Origin of the sequence: Lysinibacillus sp. RC79 (assembly GCF_041262405.1) — a bacterium.
GTDB lineage: Bacteria > Bacillota > Bacilli > Bacillales_A > Planococcaceae > Lysinibacillus.
Window position 1 is genome coordinate 82,631 of sequence record NZ_JBGCCD010000002.1, and the last position, 16,582, is coordinate 99,212.

Here is a 16,582-nt window from a genome sequence, read left to right on the forward strand (position 1 = left end):
ATATGAACGTATCGTAAAAAACATAGCTCATAAACAAGGTAAATATGAATATTACTATTATTTACCTTTATAATGAAATGTAGGATTATCATCAAAACGTGGGGTTGATTTCCGTTCCGGCTGGGCGCTTTCCTGGGGGCGTCCGATGAGCCGCTTCACTCGCGATGCTCGCTCCAGGGTCTCATCTGTGACGCTGATCCCCAAGGAGTCACCCAGCCTCCACTCCAATCAACCTAAGCACATGGTATACGTTTTAATAAATGTCATTCCAAACTTTTAGTCAAAATATAGCAAAATTAATGCGAAAGGATAGTGATATAAATGATTACTGAGCTACAGCAAAATGAATCTTACAGGTGTAAAGAGCTGTTGAATAAGCAAGGCCAATTAGAAGTTCAAGCAGTTGTAGAGGGAGTAAATCCTGGACGAATATTTGTGGATAGTTTCGACACACCACGTACAGCACTTATTTGGTTAGGCAACAACGATGGATTTTTATTTATAGGGAATGAAAATAATGAACAGTTTAATAATCAAATAAATGATTTTATTGATCAGGTAATTGTACCAGAAGCGAAAAAAGTGGGATTGCATTACTTTGAAGGCATTGGTAACCATCCGAAGTGGAATCAAACGATTGAAAAAATATTTAAACATCGTGAACTTGTTAGTTGGAAGCAAAGAGTATATAAGCTTCATAAAGAAAACTATAAAGCAAATAATGAGCTAGATATTAAAGAAGGCTATACTGTTTTAAAAATCGATAACACTCTGTTTGAAGATAACACCATTAAAAATCCCGCATTTTTACAGTCTAAAATATTATCGTGTTGGTCTTCAGTTGAGTGTTTCTTGAATAAAGGAATTGGGTACTGTGTCGTTTACGATCATCACATTGTTAGTCTTTGTTTTTCAGGCTTTGTTGTTGAAAATGTCCACTGTATAGATATTGAAACATTAGAAGCTTACCAAGGAAATAAATTAGCTCAAAAGTTAGCTCACCATTTTGTAAAAAATTGTTTAGCACAAGATTCGATTCCATATTGGGATTGTATGGACTCAAACAAACCATCTATCGCTGTAGCAGAAAATATAGGATTTACTAATGTTTTTAACTATGTAGGATACGAGTTTTCATTTAACTAATAAGGTGAAACCCCGTTAAGTGAATCATGTCCACTTAACGGGGTTTCATTGTAGTTAGATGTTAATTAATAAAACTTCACTACATCTTCAAAATGTAAAGAAGTTTTTTCTCCTGGTTGTTCATCTGGTTCACCGAATGGCATTTGAGCTACAAGGCTCCATTCTGCAGGAATATTCCAAGTTTGTTTAACTTCTTCGTCAATAATTGGATTATAGTGTTGAAGAGATGCGCCAATTCCTTCAGTAGTTAAAGACATCCATGTTGCATATTGTAACATTGCATTTCCTTGATGAGACCAGAATGGGAATTGCTCTTTATAAGAAGGAGCGTTTTCTTGCATTTGTTTGATTGTAGCTTGGTCTTCAAAGAACAAGATTGTTCCTACGCCATCTTTAAAGCCTAGTAAACGCTCTTCTGTTGCAGCAAAATTTTCTGCTGGAACACGTGCGCGCAATGTTTCTTTAACAATGTTCCAAAACTTTTCGTGTTCATTATCCATTAAAACTACTACACGTCCACTTTGCATATTAAATGAAGATGGTGCATGTACACTGATTTTTAATAGCTCTTCAATTTTTTCTTTTGTAATTGCTTCGTTCTTTTTCACCTTACGGATTGAACGACGATTAATAATTGCTTCTTTTAGATTAGTTGTTGTTACTGACATTTGTATTTCCTCCAAATATTAATTATTTATATACATAGACTTTTACATGCAGCTTCATTTTATACGCTACTGATTAAATCTAGTATTTACGTTACTTATTTTTTAATTGCTGATCGATGACTTGTGCTATTCTTTCTTTACTAGCTAATCCTTGGATCATTTCATCACCAATAATTAGTGTAGGAACAGCAGTAATATTTGCTTCTTCATATGCATGCTTTAAAGCCTCTTGATGTGCTTCACGATATTTACCTGAAAGCAAGGCTTCTTTGAATTCTTCTTTTGGCAAACCTACCTCATTCGCTAATTGAGTTAACACTTCGACATCCTCAATATTTTGTTCCTCCTGGAAAAACGCTGTGAAAACTCTATGATGAAATTCATTACCTTTTCCATATACTTTAGCGAATTGATATCCTTCAAAAGCTGAATTTGTATAAGGATGTGGAGATACACGCGGTAATCGCATATCAATCCCTAGCTTTTTGGCTGTAGGGAGAATATAGGAATCCCACGATCCCAATTTAGCAGGCTCTTTCCAAGGATCAATTTTTGGATATGGTTTAGGTCTTAATTCAAACGGCATCCATTCTATTTCAATATCCTTTTCTTTTGCAATTTCATCTAATGGCCCTTTCCCTAAAAAACAGAAAGGGCAAATAAAATCCGAATATGCTTTTATTTTAAGAGTCATCCAATAAAACCTCCATTTCTCTTTTTCGTTGTAACCATTTCAGTTACAACTAAGTCAAATAAATAATGCATTCAGTTAAAAGAATGCATTTATTGTGATTGTTGAATTTCATGGATTAAAGATGTAATCACGTGTTCCATAGTAATGTTAGCCAATACTTGCTCCATTGCTTCTTGTGCTTGCACTAAAATTAGTTCTAACACAGCCTGTATATTTGCACCTATAGGGCAATCAGGATTTGGATTTTCATGTAGATGAAATAACTGATCTTCTTCTACAACTTCTACTGAACGAAAAACCTCTAGTAAAGTGATAGCATCTAAATCTTTTACTAAAGAAGCTCCACCTGTTCCCCTGCGCACTTGCACGATACCTGCCTTTTTAAGATAGGATAATATTTTCCTAATCACTACTGGATTTGTATTTACGCTTTCTGCCATAAATTCCGATGTGCAAATGGTCGATGGATTTTGTTTGATGATTGATAAAATATGGACAGCGATTGTAAAACGACTGCTAATTTTAATCTTCATCACCTCCAGCTGTAACCATTATAGTTACAACTAGAAAATAAGTCAACTTGTTTTTATAAAAACATCAGACATGTTGACTATTCAACATGTCTGAGAAATATATTATTTCGGTGTTCACTCGCTAGATGAAGTAACTTCCTTCAGAAACTCCCTTGTTTGCTTTAGGCTACTTATGCTAGCGGGGGAAGCCATATCAAACTGATAGCCATGACCTACCTTCATCTCAGCAGGATCGAAAAACAGAGAGTTGACCAAAACATCTTTTTCTTTAAGTACATCTACGAAAGTTCTTGCTTGTGATTCAAACGAATTCGTATTGCCATCGGTCACAAATGCTGGTGGAAAATCTTTTGTGACGTACTTTGATAGATTTAAAACATCTAATTCCGAGTTGTTCATCCAGTATTTATCGCCCAAAATACCCCAGCCCATACGTTTGAGTATAAATTGGTACGAAGACATTATCTCACCATCCTGAAATTCTGTGATATCGTATGGAGCGCTGTATAACAATAATCCTTTGATTGTGTTGGTCGGCATCAGTTGTGGAATTTCCACTAGCTTTGCATATTCAGTATTGGATTGGATTAGGGCAAATTCTCCCGCCAAAAAAGCACCCGCTGAGGAACCAGCTAAAATCACTCGTGATGGGTCCAAGGGATATTTCGAAGCCAAGTGCTGCAAATAAGACCATACTTCCCCGACTTGTTTCGTCTGATCAAACAAAGTTGCTCCAGGCGCTAACTCGTAGTTCATGGATACCACAGCGTAACCATCAGTGGCCAAAGCTCTTGAATAGTTTGCGGCCATAAACTTATCGCCCGTAATGAAGCCTCCTCCGTGGATAAAGAGGATAACGGGCAGCGGCTTTGAATCGTCTTGAGGGAGATAAAGGTCGAGTTTATTTTCCTGATACTTGGATGGATATGAGATGTCCGAGATCACCTGAGCTTGCGCCATGAGCGCAGGTAAATCGGATGGATCGGAGCCAAAATTTTCAGGATTATTCTTGCTAGCCAGTAGTTGCATCACCCAAATCGTCGGCTGCGGCGTCCAAATGGCAAAGGCCGATGTGATCAGAATAATAGCAAAAAAAGCCATCAGTATAAGCTTAGTTAATTTGAGAATTTGCTTTTTTCCTAATCGTTGACGGGATTCTTGTATCTGCGACATAGATAATGCTCCTTTATAGTATTTTTGTCTACTATACTACATATTTATTATTTTGCAATTTTCAGATTTTTGAACAAAGAATTCAAAGTTATAAAAAAACGCCATAAACATTAATGTAGTAGGATTTCCAACTACCTTCTATTGAAGTTTATCAATTTATGGCAAAATATATGAAAACATTGATAAATAAGCAGGATAAAAATATACATTTTTAACCAAAAATACAAATAGATTTAAACAGACGGCCAAAAAGTGAGCTTCCCGAACGTTTCGGCGACTCCCCCTTTCTTTATGATGTTCTATCCGTCTATTCGATGGTTCTATCAGGTGGTGAAAAGCAACGTTTATCACTGGTGCGCTCATTTTTAAAAGATTCTCGAATTTTAGTAGTTCGATGAAAAGAAGAAATTAGGAACTGCCTGAAGAATGGTTTATAAATACTGAAAAATAATTTGTTTCATTTGTTCTCTTAGTTAACGATACTCCTTTTTATTTAGATACTTAAGTCTTGTTGAATTAACACCCAACCTAGGCAACACAAGAAATGACTTTGCACAATTACCTATACACAAAGCATAAGATAAGTTGATGGATCAATTTTGCCTCGACATAATTGCGTCCGGAATCGGCTTTGTGCTTAGACCTGCAGATGTTTTTTGTGCGAAAGCGCAGTGTTAACGTAGCGGCAGCAACATGAGGGCCGACACGATGTCGGTCATTTCGGTAATGCCACAGGACGTGGCGTTTTTACCGATGCAGGTCAGTTAGCCGTTATCGCATGGATGCGATGATTTTAGGCTAACATCCTTTAAGAACTCCTTTCCGATTCCGTGACATCCGCCGCAGGCTTTAGGCCAACAAATGTTTTTTGCGCGAAAGCGAAGCGTCAGCGGCAGATGTTTTTTGCGCGAAAGCGTAGTGCTAACGCAGCGTCAGCAACGTGTTTTGTCTGTGCGAAAGCGAAGCGACAGCAAAAGGGTTTTATCTGCGCGAAAGCGAAGCGGCAGCGGCAACAGCACGAAGTTGGTCACTCAGTCGTTGCCACAGGACGTGGCGTTTTTAGACTGAGTTCCCCTATTTCAGCAGGTGTTTGGACACTCGCTGAAAGAAGCTTAAATCCGCATTCATCTCACCACCTATAGAGGTGGGAGACTTCTGTACCTTTCGCTACGCTTTCGGTACAAAGAACATTTTGCTGAAATAAGTTAAACAAAAGGAGGACAATGATGTATCCAAATCAATACTATTATCATTATGCTCCACAGCATAATAGTACTTATCCTATTCCAAATGATGCTCAACTTGCAAATGATATCCAGAAGGCAATTAATGCTGAGTATAGTGCTGTTGCTTGTTATGAAAAGTTAGCTAAGATGGCGCCTACTGAGGATGAAAAGAATAGAATACTTGAGATTCAAAAGGATGAACTACGCCATCTCGAGGAATTTAGCAAAATTTATACGAATTCAACAGGAAGAAAGCCTTCTTATCAAATAATTGAGGAATGCCCGGACAACTATAGGGCCGGAATCGAATTTGCTTTTAAAGATGAACAAGAAACTGTTGATTCTTATTTAGATATAGCAGATAAAGCATATGATTTGATGATTAAAGAAAGATTTCGACGTGCAGCAGCGGACGAGCAAAATCACGCTGTATGGTTTTTGTTTTTTTTTTCAAAAAGCCCGGACATAACACATAAGCAAACTCAAAATTACGGTCATCCAGATCTATTACATCCTCCTACATTGACATCTCCTCAATTGTTGGGTGAAAACTTGACTCAATCAATTTTTGATAATTTTCTAGGAAACTTTAACTTAATTAATCATACATTTGGGCATATAAATGCTTTATTACCGTTTTTCGGACATAATTGGGTACCGTTTTCTAATGATGAATCGCAGTTATTCGTAACAAACTCAGAAAACAATAAAATAGCTTATGTGACTAGGAGTCGTAGGGAAAAAGACAATATTTCTATGTATGAATCGTTTATGGCATTTAATATTCCTACTGATAATTTTCCAACCGTTTTTACTCAACTTTATAACGACTCTTTGAACCACCAAAATAACATTAGGTACTTACCTTGAAGAGCAAAAGAAGGAGACGAATTTTAAAGTTCGTCTCCTTCAATCTAAACGCTCCGTACTCTTGCTTTTCCCACAGGAGTCTACGCAAATTTATTTAATTTCTTTCCATAAAGACAATGCGAATATCCAATTTGGATCTCCATATCCTTGATAGCTTTGAACAGCTTCATATATTTTACCTTGGTGCTCTACTTTATCACCTTTTGTGTATGCCTTGATTGGACTCCATTGTTCATAAGACGACCCTTGCTCTTTTGTAGTTACAGTGAAAATGGAACTTTTAATAGATTCATTTCCAGCTGTATCAACTGCAGTGACTGCATACTTATAAGTTGTATTTGATTGAAGATTCTTGTCCATAAAGGATGTAGTTTTCGATGTTCCAACTACAGTCATTTGTCCTACTGATGTCCCTCGATAGATAACATAATGGTCAACTGCTACATTATCCTCTGATGCACTCCACATTAAGTCCACACTTGAGGATGTTACGCCCATCGTGTGCAGTGCAGTTGGTTGCGTTGGTGCTTCTGTATCTGGAACTGCAATCATTGTCTCTACAGCTATAGACTCACTTTCTTTAGAAACATTTCCAGCTGCATCCACTGCCTTTACTGTATATGTATATTTTGTATTCGCTTTTAAATTTTTATCTGTGAATGTAGTTCCCGGTACATTTCCAACTACTTTACCATCACGGAAAACTTGATATTCTTTTACACCCACATTGTCCGTAGAAGGATTCCATTTTAGCTCAGCACTGTTAGAAGTAACTTTCGTTGCTTGTAATCCATTTGGTTGAGATGGAGCTTCCTTATCTACATCCACATTATTCACCAAATTAACATCAATTACATTATAGAAAGCATTTGCAGTATTCGATACATCCCAAACAGCTAAAATAACGTGGTAGCCACTACGATCAGTTGGTACGTTAATTGTATGAGTTAGATTAGTTGATGCTTCAGTACCGTTATGTTCAACAGTTCCAATTGGCTCAAGATCAGCACGGGTTAATGGCTTATTAGGATCCCATCCCTTTTTCGTAATATAATAGTGCCATTTACTTGTTAAATGCGACTGAGTGTACTTCCATGTAAAGGTATTTGGTCCTCCTGTAATCGTATTCTTAAACCAGCGATTTACGGATTGTTGATCTAGGATGCCATCAAACTGACCTCCTGCAGATGCAATTTTACCATCAACTGGTCCACCTTGTGGAAATCCTTTTTTGGCCTCTAAGCTCTGTGGCTCATACATAACCCTTCCACAACTCAAGTTAAGCGCGCCATAACTTTGGCTACATAAAGCAGCACGGCTAGCTGGTTTTTCAACAAACCCATGTGCAGATGCATTTGGTGCCATTGCAATCCCCATGATTCCCGCTGCTAATATGGCAGCACTTAATCCCTTTTTACGTTTACTTAATTTTGTGAATTTAGTGTTCATTTAAGTAGTCTCCTTATCACTGAAAATGTATTTCTACTGTATGATAGCTATGGATTAAAAATTAAGCAAACTATGTATAAATATGATAAAAGTCGCATTACATTGTTATGTTTTTTTGCAAAAGGTGTATATTAATAGCGCTAAATATAATAAACATCTTATAATTATGTGCCTTTTCACTTAAAAGAGATATAGATTTTAATAAAGTGTTCATAAAATATTCAAATTAAAATTTGTCGATTTATGATCTTCTCCATATTTTTTTATTCCTCGTAGAATAGGTCTTTAAGCTATTACAACAACATCTGCATAAAAAAAATCGAGCGCAATGCACTCGATTTGTATAAAAGGAATTTGTGGGCAATAAGGGTTTTTGGCCTTAGAGCAAAACCCTTATTTACCAACGTTTATCGGCGTATTATCCGATTGAACCTTCCATTTCAAACTTGATAAGGCGGTTCATTTCTACTGCGTATTCCATTGGTAATTCTTTTGTGAATGGCTCGATGAAGCCCATTACGATCATTTCTGTCGCTTCTTCTTCAGAAATACCACGAGACATTAAGTAGAATAATTGTTCCTCTGATACTTTTGAAACTTTCGCTTCATGCTCTAAAGAAACATTATCATTTAAGATTTCGTTGTATGGAATTGTATCTGAAGTAGATTGGTTGTCCATGATTAACGTATCACATTCAATGTTAGAACGTGCACCACTTGCTTTAGGGCCGAAACGAACTTGACCCATATACGTTACCTTACCACCTTGTTTTGCAATCGATTTAGAAACGATTGTTGAAGATGTGTTTGGTGCCATATGAATCATTTTCGCACCTGCGTGTTGGTGTTGCCCTTTACCTGCTAATGCGATTGATAATGTCATACCACGAGCGCCTTCACCTTTAAGGATACAAGCTGGATATTTCATTGTTAACTTAGAACCGATGTTACCATCGATCCATTCCATTGTACCGTTTTCTTCAACAACTGTACGTTTTGTTACTAAGTTGTAAACGTTGTTTGCCCAGTTTTGGATCGTTGTATAACGGCAGTATGCATCTTTACGTACAACAATTTCTACTACTGCTGAGTGTAAAGAGTTTGTCGTATAAACAGGAGCTGTACAACCTTCAACGTAGTGTACGTGAGCGCCTTCATCTACAATAATTAACGTACGTTCGAATTGACCCATGTTTTCAGAGTTAATACGGAAGTAAGCTTGTAATGGCGTTTCTACTTTTACACCTGGTGGTACATAGATGAATGATCCACCTGACCAAACAGCTGAGTTTAGCGCAGCGAATTTGTTGTCAGTGTAAGGAATCACTTTGCCCCAGTATTGTTTGAAAATATCTTCGTTTTCACGTAAAGCTGAGTCAGTATCTTTGAACACAATACCAAGGTCTTCAAGGTCTTTTTTCATGTTATGATAAACAACCTCAGATTCGTACTGAGCAGATACACCTGCCAGGTATTTTTGCTCTGCTTCTGGAATACCTAATTTATCAAAAGTAGCTTTAATTTCATCAGGTACTTCATCCCAAGATTTTTGTGTAGCTTCTGATGGTTTTACGTAATACGTAATTTCATCAAAATCTAAATCTCCTAGGTCGCCACCCCATTGCGGCATTGGTTTCGTATAGAAAGTTTCAAGTGCTTTTAAGCGGTATTCAAGCATCCACTCTGGCTCTTGTTTCATATTAGAAATTTCACGGACGATTTCTTCAGTTAAACCACGTTTTGAACGGAAAATTGATACGTCCTTGTCATGGAATCCGTATTTGTAATCGCCAATATCAGGCATTTTTTTAGCCATCGTTTCTCCTCCGTTCATGCATTATTGTTATTTTGTTTAAAGCTCACAATCTTACTTTGAGTGAAAGCACACATCGTAGCTTTCACTCAAAATTAGGATTTATTTATTGCTTTACACCTTTTTCCATCGCTTTCCAAGCTAATGTCGCACATTTAATACGTGCAGGGAATTGAGAAACACCTTGCAGTGCCTCAACATCCTCAAGGTCATATTTCTCGCTATAGTCTTCGCCCATCATCATTTTAGAGAAAATTTCAGCAAGCTCTAATGCTTCCTCAACCTTTTTCCCTTTAATGAGCTGCGTCATCATGGAAGCAGAAGACATCGAAATCGAACAGCCTTCACCGTCAAACTTCGCATCCTCGACAATACCGTCAGTCACTTTTAGCGTTAAGTGAATACGGTCTCCACAAGTCGGATTGTTCATATCGATCGTTACAGCATCGTCTTCAATAGATCCTTTATTACGAGGATTTTTATAATGATCCATAATGACTGAACGATATAGTTGATCTAAATTATTAAAAGACATCGCCAAAATACTCCTTCGCAGAACGTAACCCTGCAACTAGGCGGTCAATATCTTCCTCTGTGTTATACAGATAGAAGCTTGCACGCGCTGTCGCTACTTGTTGAAGACATTTCATTAGCGGCTGTGCACAATGATGTCCTGCACGAACAGCAATACCGTTCATATCAAGAACCGTTGCCACATCATGTGGATGTACATCGTCTAAGTTAAACGTTACAAGGCCACAACGCTTCATTGGGTCACGTGGGCCGAAAATTTTAAGTCCGTCAATTGTTTCAAGCTGATCCATCGCGTAGCCTGCAAGCTTATGCTCATGCTCCGCAATGTTATCTAGCCCAATTTCAGTTAAGAAATCAATAGCGGCTCCTAAACCTACTGCACCTGCAATAATAGGAGTTCCACCTTCAAATTTCCACGGTAGTTCTTTCCACGTTGAATCGTAAAGTCCAACAAAGTCAATCATTTCGCCACCAAATTCAATTGGCTCCATCTTTTCAAGGTGTTCCTTTTTACCATATAGTACACCTATTCCAGTTGGTCCGCACATTTTATGACCTGAGAACCCTAAGAAATCTACATCCAAATCTTGTACATCGATTTTCATATGTGGTGCTGCTTGTGCACCATCCGCTACCATTACAGCACCGTTCGCATGCGCGATTTGAGCGATTTCTTTAATTGGGTTAATCGTTCCAAGGACGTTTGACGCCATTGACACCGACACAATTTTTGTTTTAGGTGTAATTGTCGCACGAACCTTTTCTAAGTTAAGTGTGCCATCCGCTTCAAGCTCAATATATTTCAGCGTTGCATTTTTTTCCTTCGCTAGTTGTTGCCAAGGAATAATATTAGAGTGGTGCTCCATATGAGTAATGACAATTTCATCACCTTCAGCAACATTAGCACGACCATAACTTGCTGCTACTGTATTTAAAGCAGTTGTAGTACCGCGAGTAAAAATAATTTCTTGTGTTGATGTAGCATTAATAAAATTACGAACCTTTTCACGTGCACCCTCATATTTGTCAGTAGCACGATTACCTAATGTATGCACACCACGGTGAACATTAGAATTATCGAATTCATAATAATGTTTCATCGCTTCAATCACTTGAATAGGTTTTTGAGAAGTTGCTGCGCTATCAAGGTAAACAAGCTTATGACCGTTTACTTCCTGATTTAAAATTGGGAAATAGCTTTTAATGTCTTTATTCATCATTAGCGAACTTTCCTTTCAATAACCTCCGTCAGTTGCTTTTGTACGCCTTCGATTGGTAATTGCGTAACAACTGGCGCAAGGAATCCATGGATAACAAGGCGCTCTGCTTCTGCTTTCGAGATACCACGACTCATTAAGTAGTAAAGTTGTAGTGGATCCACTCGACCAACAGATGCTGCGTGTCCTGCTGTTACATCGTCTTCATCGATTAATAGAATTGGGTTTGCATCGCCACGAGCTTTTTCAGAAAGCATTAACACACGTGATTCCTGCTGTGCATCCGCTTTTGTCGCACCGTGTTCGATGTAGCCAATACCGTTAAAGATTGATTGTGCTGCGTCTTTCATTACACCATGCTTTAAGATATGACCATTTGAGTTCTTACCCCAGTGACGAACTTCAGTAGTAAAGTTAAGTTTTTGTTCACCGCGACCAACAACTACTGTTTTTGTATCAGCATGAGAACCGTCACCGATTAGATGTGTAATGTTTTCAGAAATAGTATCTGAATCATTCATTAAGCCAAGAGCCCAATCTACTTTCGCATCACGAGCTAGACGTGCACGACGATTTACATAAGTAGTATATCCTTTCGCAAGCACATCAACCGCACCATAAGTAACTTGTGCATTGTCTTGAACTACTACTTCTGCAATAATATTTGCTTGACCTTTTGCTTCTTCAACTGTTGAAATATAAGTTTCAACATATGTTACAGCTGAATTTGCTTCAGCAACAACTAACACGTGGTTATATAATGAAGCTTCTGCGTTATCATTTAAGAATACTACTTGAAGCGGCTGTTCGATAATGACATTTTTAGGTACGTATACGAACACACCACCGTTAACAAGTGCCGCATGAAGCGCTGTTAATTTATGCTCATCAACTTTTACAGCTTCTGTCATAAAGTACTTTTTAACAAGGTCGCCATGTTCACGAACCGCTGTTAAAATATCTGTAAAAATAACACCTTTATCAGCTAGTTCTTGTGATGTTTTAATGAAAGCTGGTGTGTTATTGCGTTGAATATAAAGATTTTCTTGTGCCTCAAAATCAATTAAACCTTTTGCTTCTTCTGGTAATGCATCCAGTGAAACGAATCCTTCACTGTCAACTGTGTGAGTTGGGAAATTTACAAAATCCCATTTTGTAATATTTGTTCTGTCTGGTTTTGGCAAATCTAAACCAGTTACTTTGTCTAGTGCTGCCGCGCGAAGTTCTGTAAACCAAGCCGGTTCTCCATTCGCTTCTGAGAACGAGCGCACGTCCTGTACTGTTACAGGCAAGTTAAGTTCCACTGTCATGCTAGTTCGTCCTCCCTCTTATGCTTGTTGTTCTTCAGTTTCTTCTTCGATACCTAATTCTTTTTTAATCCAGTCATAGCCTTCAGCTTCTAAACGTTGTGCTAATTCTTCGCCACCTGATTTAACAACACGACCTTGCATCATTACGTGTACATGGTCTGGTGTAATGTAGTTAAGTAGGCGTTGGTAGTGAGTAATCATTAAGCAGCCGAATCCTTCTCCACGCAATGCATTGATTCCTTTTGAAACAACTTTAAGTGCGTCAATATCAAGACCAGAGTCAATTTCATCTAAAATTGCGAAAGTAGGTTTAATCATCATTAATTGAAGAATTTCGTTACGTTTTTTTTCACCGCCAGAGAAACCTTCATTTAAATAACGTTGTGCCATATCCTCATGCATTTCAAGGAATTCCATGTTTTTATCTAATTCACGGATAAATTTCATTAGAGAAATTTCATCGCCCTCTTCACGGCGTGCATTAATAGCTGAGCGTAAGAAATCAGCATTTGTTACACCAGCGATTTCAGAAGGATATTGCATTGCTAGGAATAAACCTGCCTGAGCACGCTCGTCCACTTCCATTTCAAGTACATTTTCGCCATCAAGTTCTACTGTACCAGAAGTTACTTCATATTTAGGGTGACCCATGATTGCAGAAGCTAGTGTTGATTTACCTGTTCCGTTTGGTCCCATGATTGCATGAATTTCATTTGTATTAATTGTAAGGTTTACGCCTTTTAAAATCTCTTTCCCATCGATTTCAACGTGAAGATCTTTAATAACTAAAGTTGACATGAAAATACCTCCATAGTGTGTTCAGTGAATGGTGTACCATTCCTTAATTATCATCATTCTAATCTTAACTGAAAATCGTTCTCTATGCAAACCATTTCAATCACTTTCATTTTTCTCTGAAACAATCCTTAATAACAAAGAGTTTGTAAGCATTTTCAGATTATTGCTAATCGTTATTGACAATGAGAATCAACTTTCCTCATTTTCAATGAATTAAAACTAATTGAGAATGAATTTCATCTACCTACATAGTGAAAACCCCGCAGAAAGCGCTAATTGTAGCGGTTTTGTGACAGAAACGTATAATTAACAATACCAATACTATAACCTTTTTTATTAGAATGGAATCAAATAAAGGAAAGAAATTGAGTAGGTAAGATTTTATTTGAATTGTATTTTGCTTATTACCCAAATTTAGGATGACATTAATTAATTAAAAAGTATGCCATGCAAATAAGTTGATTGGAGTGGAGGCTGGGCGACTCCTCGGGGATCAGCGTCACAGATGAGACCCTGCAGCGAGCAAACAGAGGAACGAAGGCTAAAAGCATCACGTCCTGCGATAACGCCTTCGTGACCAACATCGTGTTGGCCCAAGCGGCTCATCGGACGCCCCCAGGAAGCTCTGCTCTGCGCGAAAGCGAAGCGTCAGCGGCAAATGTTTTATCTGTGCGAAAGCGAAGCGGCAGCAACAAAGCGCCCAGACGGAACGGAAATCAACCCCACGTTATGATGATTAGCCTTAATTGATTTAGACACCTGTTTTATTTCAATCATTTTCATCTTAAATAGTATATAATTGGGGTATAATCAATCGTATTTTTCGATTAATAGAGGTGAATATCTAGTGGAGTTACGTCAATTACGTTATTTTGTTGAAGTTGCTGAGCGGGAACACATTTCAGAAGCTGCCGAACATCTTCATGTTGCTCAATCTGCAATAAGCCGACAAATTGCTAATTTAGAAAATGAATTAGGCACACCACTTTTTGAACGTGTAGGACGAAATGTTAAATTGACACCGATTGGAAAAATATTTCTCGAGCACACAATTACCGCTTTAAAAGCCTTTGATTTTGCCGCAAAGCAAGTTGAAGAATATTTAAATCCTGCTAAAGGTACGATAAAAATCGGTTTTCCAACGAGCTTGGCTAGCTATGTATTGCCAACTGTTATTTCAGCCTTTAAGCGTGAATATCCGGATTTGCAATTCCAGCTCCGTCAAGGCTCCTATCGTTTTTTAATTGATGCAGTCAAAAATCGCGAGTTAAATTTAGCTTTTTTAGGCCCTCTTCCACCAAAGGACGAATCGATTCATTCAACAATATTATTTACTGAAAATATCGCTGCATTACTGCCAGCAAAACATCCATTAGCCAAAAGGGAAAGTATTCAGCTTGCCGATTTACGTAACGATTTATTTGTGTTATTCCCAGATGGATACATATTACATAAAGTAGCTATGGATGCATGTCGAGCTGCCGGCTTCTCGCCAAACGTCATCTCTGAAGGGGAAGACTTAGATGCACTTAAGGGTCTTGTCGCTGCAGGCATTGGGGTCAGCTTATTACCAGAAAGCTCACTGTATGATTCAGCAGCCCGCTTCACCGTAAAGGTACCAATTAAATCACCTGCGATTCCAAGAACAGTCGGTATTATTTCACCTGTAAACCGTGAAATTGCACCATCAGAAAAAATATTTTTAGACTTCGTTACAAATTTCTTTTCACGTCTTTCTCAATTCCAATAAAAAAAATCGCCGTAGCTGGCGATTTTTTTTGGCTTAAGGTGAGTCTATCCGTCAGATTGGTGGTTCTATCCACGACTTTGGCTGTTCTATCCATCATTTTGACGTTTCTATCCACGACTTTGGCTGTTCTTTCCGTCGCTTTGTCGTTTCTTTCCGTCGCTCTGATTTCCATCCGTCACTTTGGCTCTTCTTTCCGTCACTTCGGCGCTTCTTTCCGTCGCTCTGGTTTCCATCCGTCACCTTGGCTCTTCTTTCCGTCGCTTCGGCTCTTCTTTCCGTCGCTCTGATGTTTCTACCACAACTTTAGCTGCTCTATCCGGCGCTCCAGCAATCCTATCCGTCACTCCTCTGATTGTTCGTTAATCCATTGTAACGTTTTTGAGCCTAGACCTCCGGCGCGCCATAAAACAACCTCATTGTAGCGTCTCTTTTGCACGTACGCTGTCCATTTTTCAAGTGTTTCCTGATCGGCGTACCAAACTTCATGCTTAACATTTTGTTCATCTAAATACGTGAAATATGCAGCACCACTTGCTTGATCGCGATATTTAACCACTTTCGTTTTGTTTAGTAATTCCTCTGCCTCTACTTCCGTTAAAGCAACCGTTTTGCCTTGATTTACCCATTGGAATCCGCCAGTTGCAAAAGCAATCGCTAATTTTTGATTAGACTTCCTAATTTTTTTTGTTAAGTCACTTAAAAATGAAAAGGTTGCCTTTGCACCTGGACCACTATGATATCCGTGCACATTATAAGCCATCACTGTATATTTAGGTCCATTTGGCAATTTAACATTAAATGGGAAACTAGACTCTAGTACGACATGTAATGAAATATCCTTTTTTGATAGCTGTTCATAAAGTTCCTCTAAGAAATGTACGTACTTAGGGAGATCCTCTTTAGCAATCTTTTCATAATCAATTTCGATACCATTCACATTGTATCGTTCAACAACCTGCATAATATTATCGATATGTCGCTGCCTTGATGACGCATCTTGAAACAATCGATGCAATAACGTACTATCCTTCTGAACTGATGGGGCGTTATCTGTAACATAATCGTTAATTAACGTGAGTATAACATGATGTGATTCATTAAATTGTTGCTGTGTTTGTTTCAACATTTCTATCGTGTCTTCACTTAATAATAATTGGTCATTCTCATTAAAATAAGCACCAAAAACGCGAATGTCTTGTAAGCCCTGTTGTGAACTTTCCACATCCTCGATGGCAGATTTGTTTTGCCATTCAGGTAACCAAATAGACAATTGAAGTTTGGCTTTGTTCTTCAACCCTTCTCTAGCCTTAACAGGTGCTTCTATGCTATTACTACAAGCTGTGATAATTAGTATTGCTAGACAGATAAACAAAAAAAATTTTTTCACTTGAATTTAGTCCC

14 protein-coding genes are annotated in these 16,582 nt (G+C 38.1%); 3 read left to right on the forward strand and 11 right to left on the reverse strand.

The features are described 5' to 3' along the window. The first annotated feature begins 321 nt into the window (after positions 1-321). Positions 322-1,146, forward strand: a complete 825-nt coding sequence (locus ABH968_RS02685; protein ID WP_370042318.1) for a GNAT family N-acetyltransferase — start codon at positions 322-324, stop codon at positions 1,144-1,146. A gap of 65 nt (positions 1,147-1,211) precedes the next feature. Here ABH968_RS02685 and ABH968_RS02690 read toward each other — a convergent pair whose 3' ends face one another. The 4 genes from ABH968_RS02690 to ABH968_RS02705 form a co-directional block, all read right to left on the reverse strand. After that, entirely contained in the window at positions 1,212-1,814 is a 603-nt protein-coding gene (locus ABH968_RS02690; protein ID WP_370042319.1) for a nitroreductase family protein, read from the reverse strand. A gap of 91 nt (positions 1,815-1,905) precedes the next feature. Then, complete coding sequence (locus tag ABH968_RS02695; RefSeq protein WP_370042321.1) at positions 1,906-2,508, reverse strand: DsbA family oxidoreductase; 603 nt, start codon at positions 2,506-2,508, stop codon at positions 1,906-1,908. Positions 2,509-2,597: 89 nt separating this feature from the next. After that, positions 2,598-3,035, reverse strand: a complete 438-nt coding sequence (locus ABH968_RS02700; protein WP_370042667.1) for an Rrf2 family transcriptional regulator — start codon at positions 3,033-3,035, stop codon at positions 2,598-2,600. Between the two features lie 120 nt (positions 3,036-3,155). Beyond that, positions 3,156-4,214 carry an alpha/beta hydrolase gene (locus ABH968_RS02705; protein WP_370042323.1) on the reverse strand — a complete coding sequence of 353 codons (1,059 nt, stop codon included), beginning with the start codon at positions 4,212-4,214 and terminating at the stop codon, positions 3,156-3,158. A gap of 1,226 nt (positions 4,215-5,440) precedes the next feature. Between ABH968_RS02705 and ABH968_RS02710 the strand changes: the two genes are divergently transcribed. Next, positions 5,441-6,310: a ferritin-like domain-containing protein gene (locus ABH968_RS02710; protein ID WP_370042325.1), complete on the forward strand. Its 870-nt coding sequence runs from the start codon at positions 5,441-5,443 to the stop codon at positions 6,308-6,310. A 90-nt stretch (positions 6,311-6,400) separates the two neighbouring features. Here the strand turns inward: ABH968_RS02710 and ABH968_RS02715 are convergent, their stop codons facing one another. The 6 genes from ABH968_RS02715 to sufC all read right to left on the reverse strand — a co-directional run bounded on the left by ABH968_RS02715 (position 6,401) and on the right by sufC (position 13,431). Next, positions 6,401-7,759, reverse strand: a complete 1,359-nt coding sequence (locus tag ABH968_RS02715) for a lytic polysaccharide monooxygenase (RefSeq protein ID WP_370042327.1) — start codon at positions 7,757-7,759, stop codon at positions 6,401-6,403. Between the two features lie 418 nt (positions 7,760-8,177). After that, the gene (sufB, locus tag ABH968_RS02720; RefSeq protein WP_049669101.1) at positions 8,178-9,575 is read right to left on the reverse strand and encodes a Fe-S cluster assembly protein SufB; all 1,398 of its coding nucleotides are present in this window, start codon (positions 9,573-9,575) and stop codon (positions 8,178-8,180) included. A gap of 103 nt (positions 9,576-9,678) precedes the next feature. Continuing rightward, complete coding sequence (sufU, locus tag ABH968_RS02725) at positions 9,679-10,107, reverse strand: Fe-S cluster assembly sulfur transfer protein SufU (protein ID WP_370042329.1); 429 nt, start codon at positions 10,105-10,107, stop codon at positions 9,679-9,681. Beyond that, a complete protein-coding gene (locus ABH968_RS02730) occupies positions 10,097-11,326 on the reverse strand; it encodes a cysteine desulfurase (RefSeq protein WP_370042331.1) in 1,230 nt (409 codons plus the stop codon). The genes sufU and ABH968_RS02730 overlap by 11 nt, the downstream gene beginning before the upstream one ends. Further along, positions 11,326-12,633 carry a Fe-S cluster assembly protein SufD gene (gene sufD / locus ABH968_RS02735; RefSeq protein ID WP_370042332.1) on the reverse strand — a complete coding sequence of 436 codons (1,308 nt, stop codon included), beginning with the start codon at positions 12,631-12,633 and terminating at the stop codon, positions 11,326-11,328. The genes ABH968_RS02730 and sufD overlap by 1 nt, the downstream gene beginning before the upstream one ends. Before the next feature lie 18 nt (positions 12,634-12,651). Beyond that, complete coding sequence (gene sufC, locus ABH968_RS02740) at positions 12,652-13,431, reverse strand: Fe-S cluster assembly ATPase SufC (protein WP_370042333.1); 780 nt, start codon at positions 13,429-13,431, stop codon at positions 12,652-12,654. Between the two features lie 847 nt (positions 13,432-14,278). Between sufC and gltC the strand changes: the two genes are divergently transcribed. After that, the gene (gene gltC / locus ABH968_RS02745) at positions 14,279-15,181 is read left to right on the forward strand and encodes a glutamate biosynthesis transcriptional regulator GltC (protein WP_370042335.1); all 903 of its coding nucleotides are present in this window, start codon (positions 14,279-14,281) and stop codon (positions 15,179-15,181) included. Positions 15,182-15,521: 340 nt separating this feature from the next. Here the strand turns inward: gltC and ABH968_RS02750 are convergent, their stop codons facing one another. Next, complete coding sequence (locus tag ABH968_RS02750; RefSeq protein WP_370042337.1) at positions 15,522-16,568, reverse strand: glycosyl hydrolase family 18 protein; 1,047 nt, start codon at positions 16,566-16,568, stop codon at positions 15,522-15,524. Positions 16,569-16,582: the final 14 nt, after the last annotated feature.

Excerpts from the sequence above, each read along its gene's own strand:
- sufC (WP_370042333.1), bottom strand. The coding sequence starts at position 13,431 with ATGTCAACTTTAGTTATTAAAGATCTTCACGTTGAAATCGATGGGAAA.
- ABH968_RS02715 (WP_370042327.1), bottom strand. The coding sequence starts at position 7,759 with ATGAACACTAAATTCACAAAATTAAGTAAACGTAAAAAGGGATTAAGT.
- sufB (WP_049669101.1), bottom strand. The coding sequence starts at position 9,575 with ATGGCTAAAAAAATGCCTGATATTGGCGATTACAAATACGGATTCCAT.
- ABH968_RS02705 (WP_370042323.1), bottom strand. The coding sequence starts at position 4,214 with ATGTCGCAGATACAAGAATCCCGTCAACGATTAGGAAAAAAGCAAATT.
- ABH968_RS02695 (WP_370042321.1), bottom strand. The coding sequence starts at position 2,508 with ATGACTCTTAAAATAAAAGCATATTCGGATTTTATTTGCCCTTTCTGT.
- ABH968_RS02685 (WP_370042318.1), top strand. The coding sequence starts at position 322 with ATGATTACTGAGCTACAGCAAAATGAATCTTACAGGTGTAAAGAGCTG.
- sufU (WP_370042329.1), bottom strand. The coding sequence starts at position 10,107 with ATGTCTTTTAATAATTTAGATCAACTATATCGTTCAGTCATTATGGAT.
- sufD (WP_370042332.1), bottom strand. The coding sequence starts at position 12,633 with ATGACAGTGGAACTTAACTTGCCTGTAACAGTACAGGACGTGCGCTCG.
- ABH968_RS02730 (WP_370042331.1), bottom strand. The coding sequence starts at position 11,326 with ATGATGAATAAAGACATTAAAAGCTATTTCCCAATTTTAAATCAGGAA.
- ABH968_RS02690 (WP_370042319.1), bottom strand. The coding sequence starts at position 1,814 with ATGTCAGTAACAACAACTAATCTAAAAGAAGCAATTATTAATCGTCGT.
- ABH968_RS02710 (WP_370042325.1), top strand. The coding sequence starts at position 5,441 with ATGTATCCAAATCAATACTATTATCATTATGCTCCACAGCATAATAGT.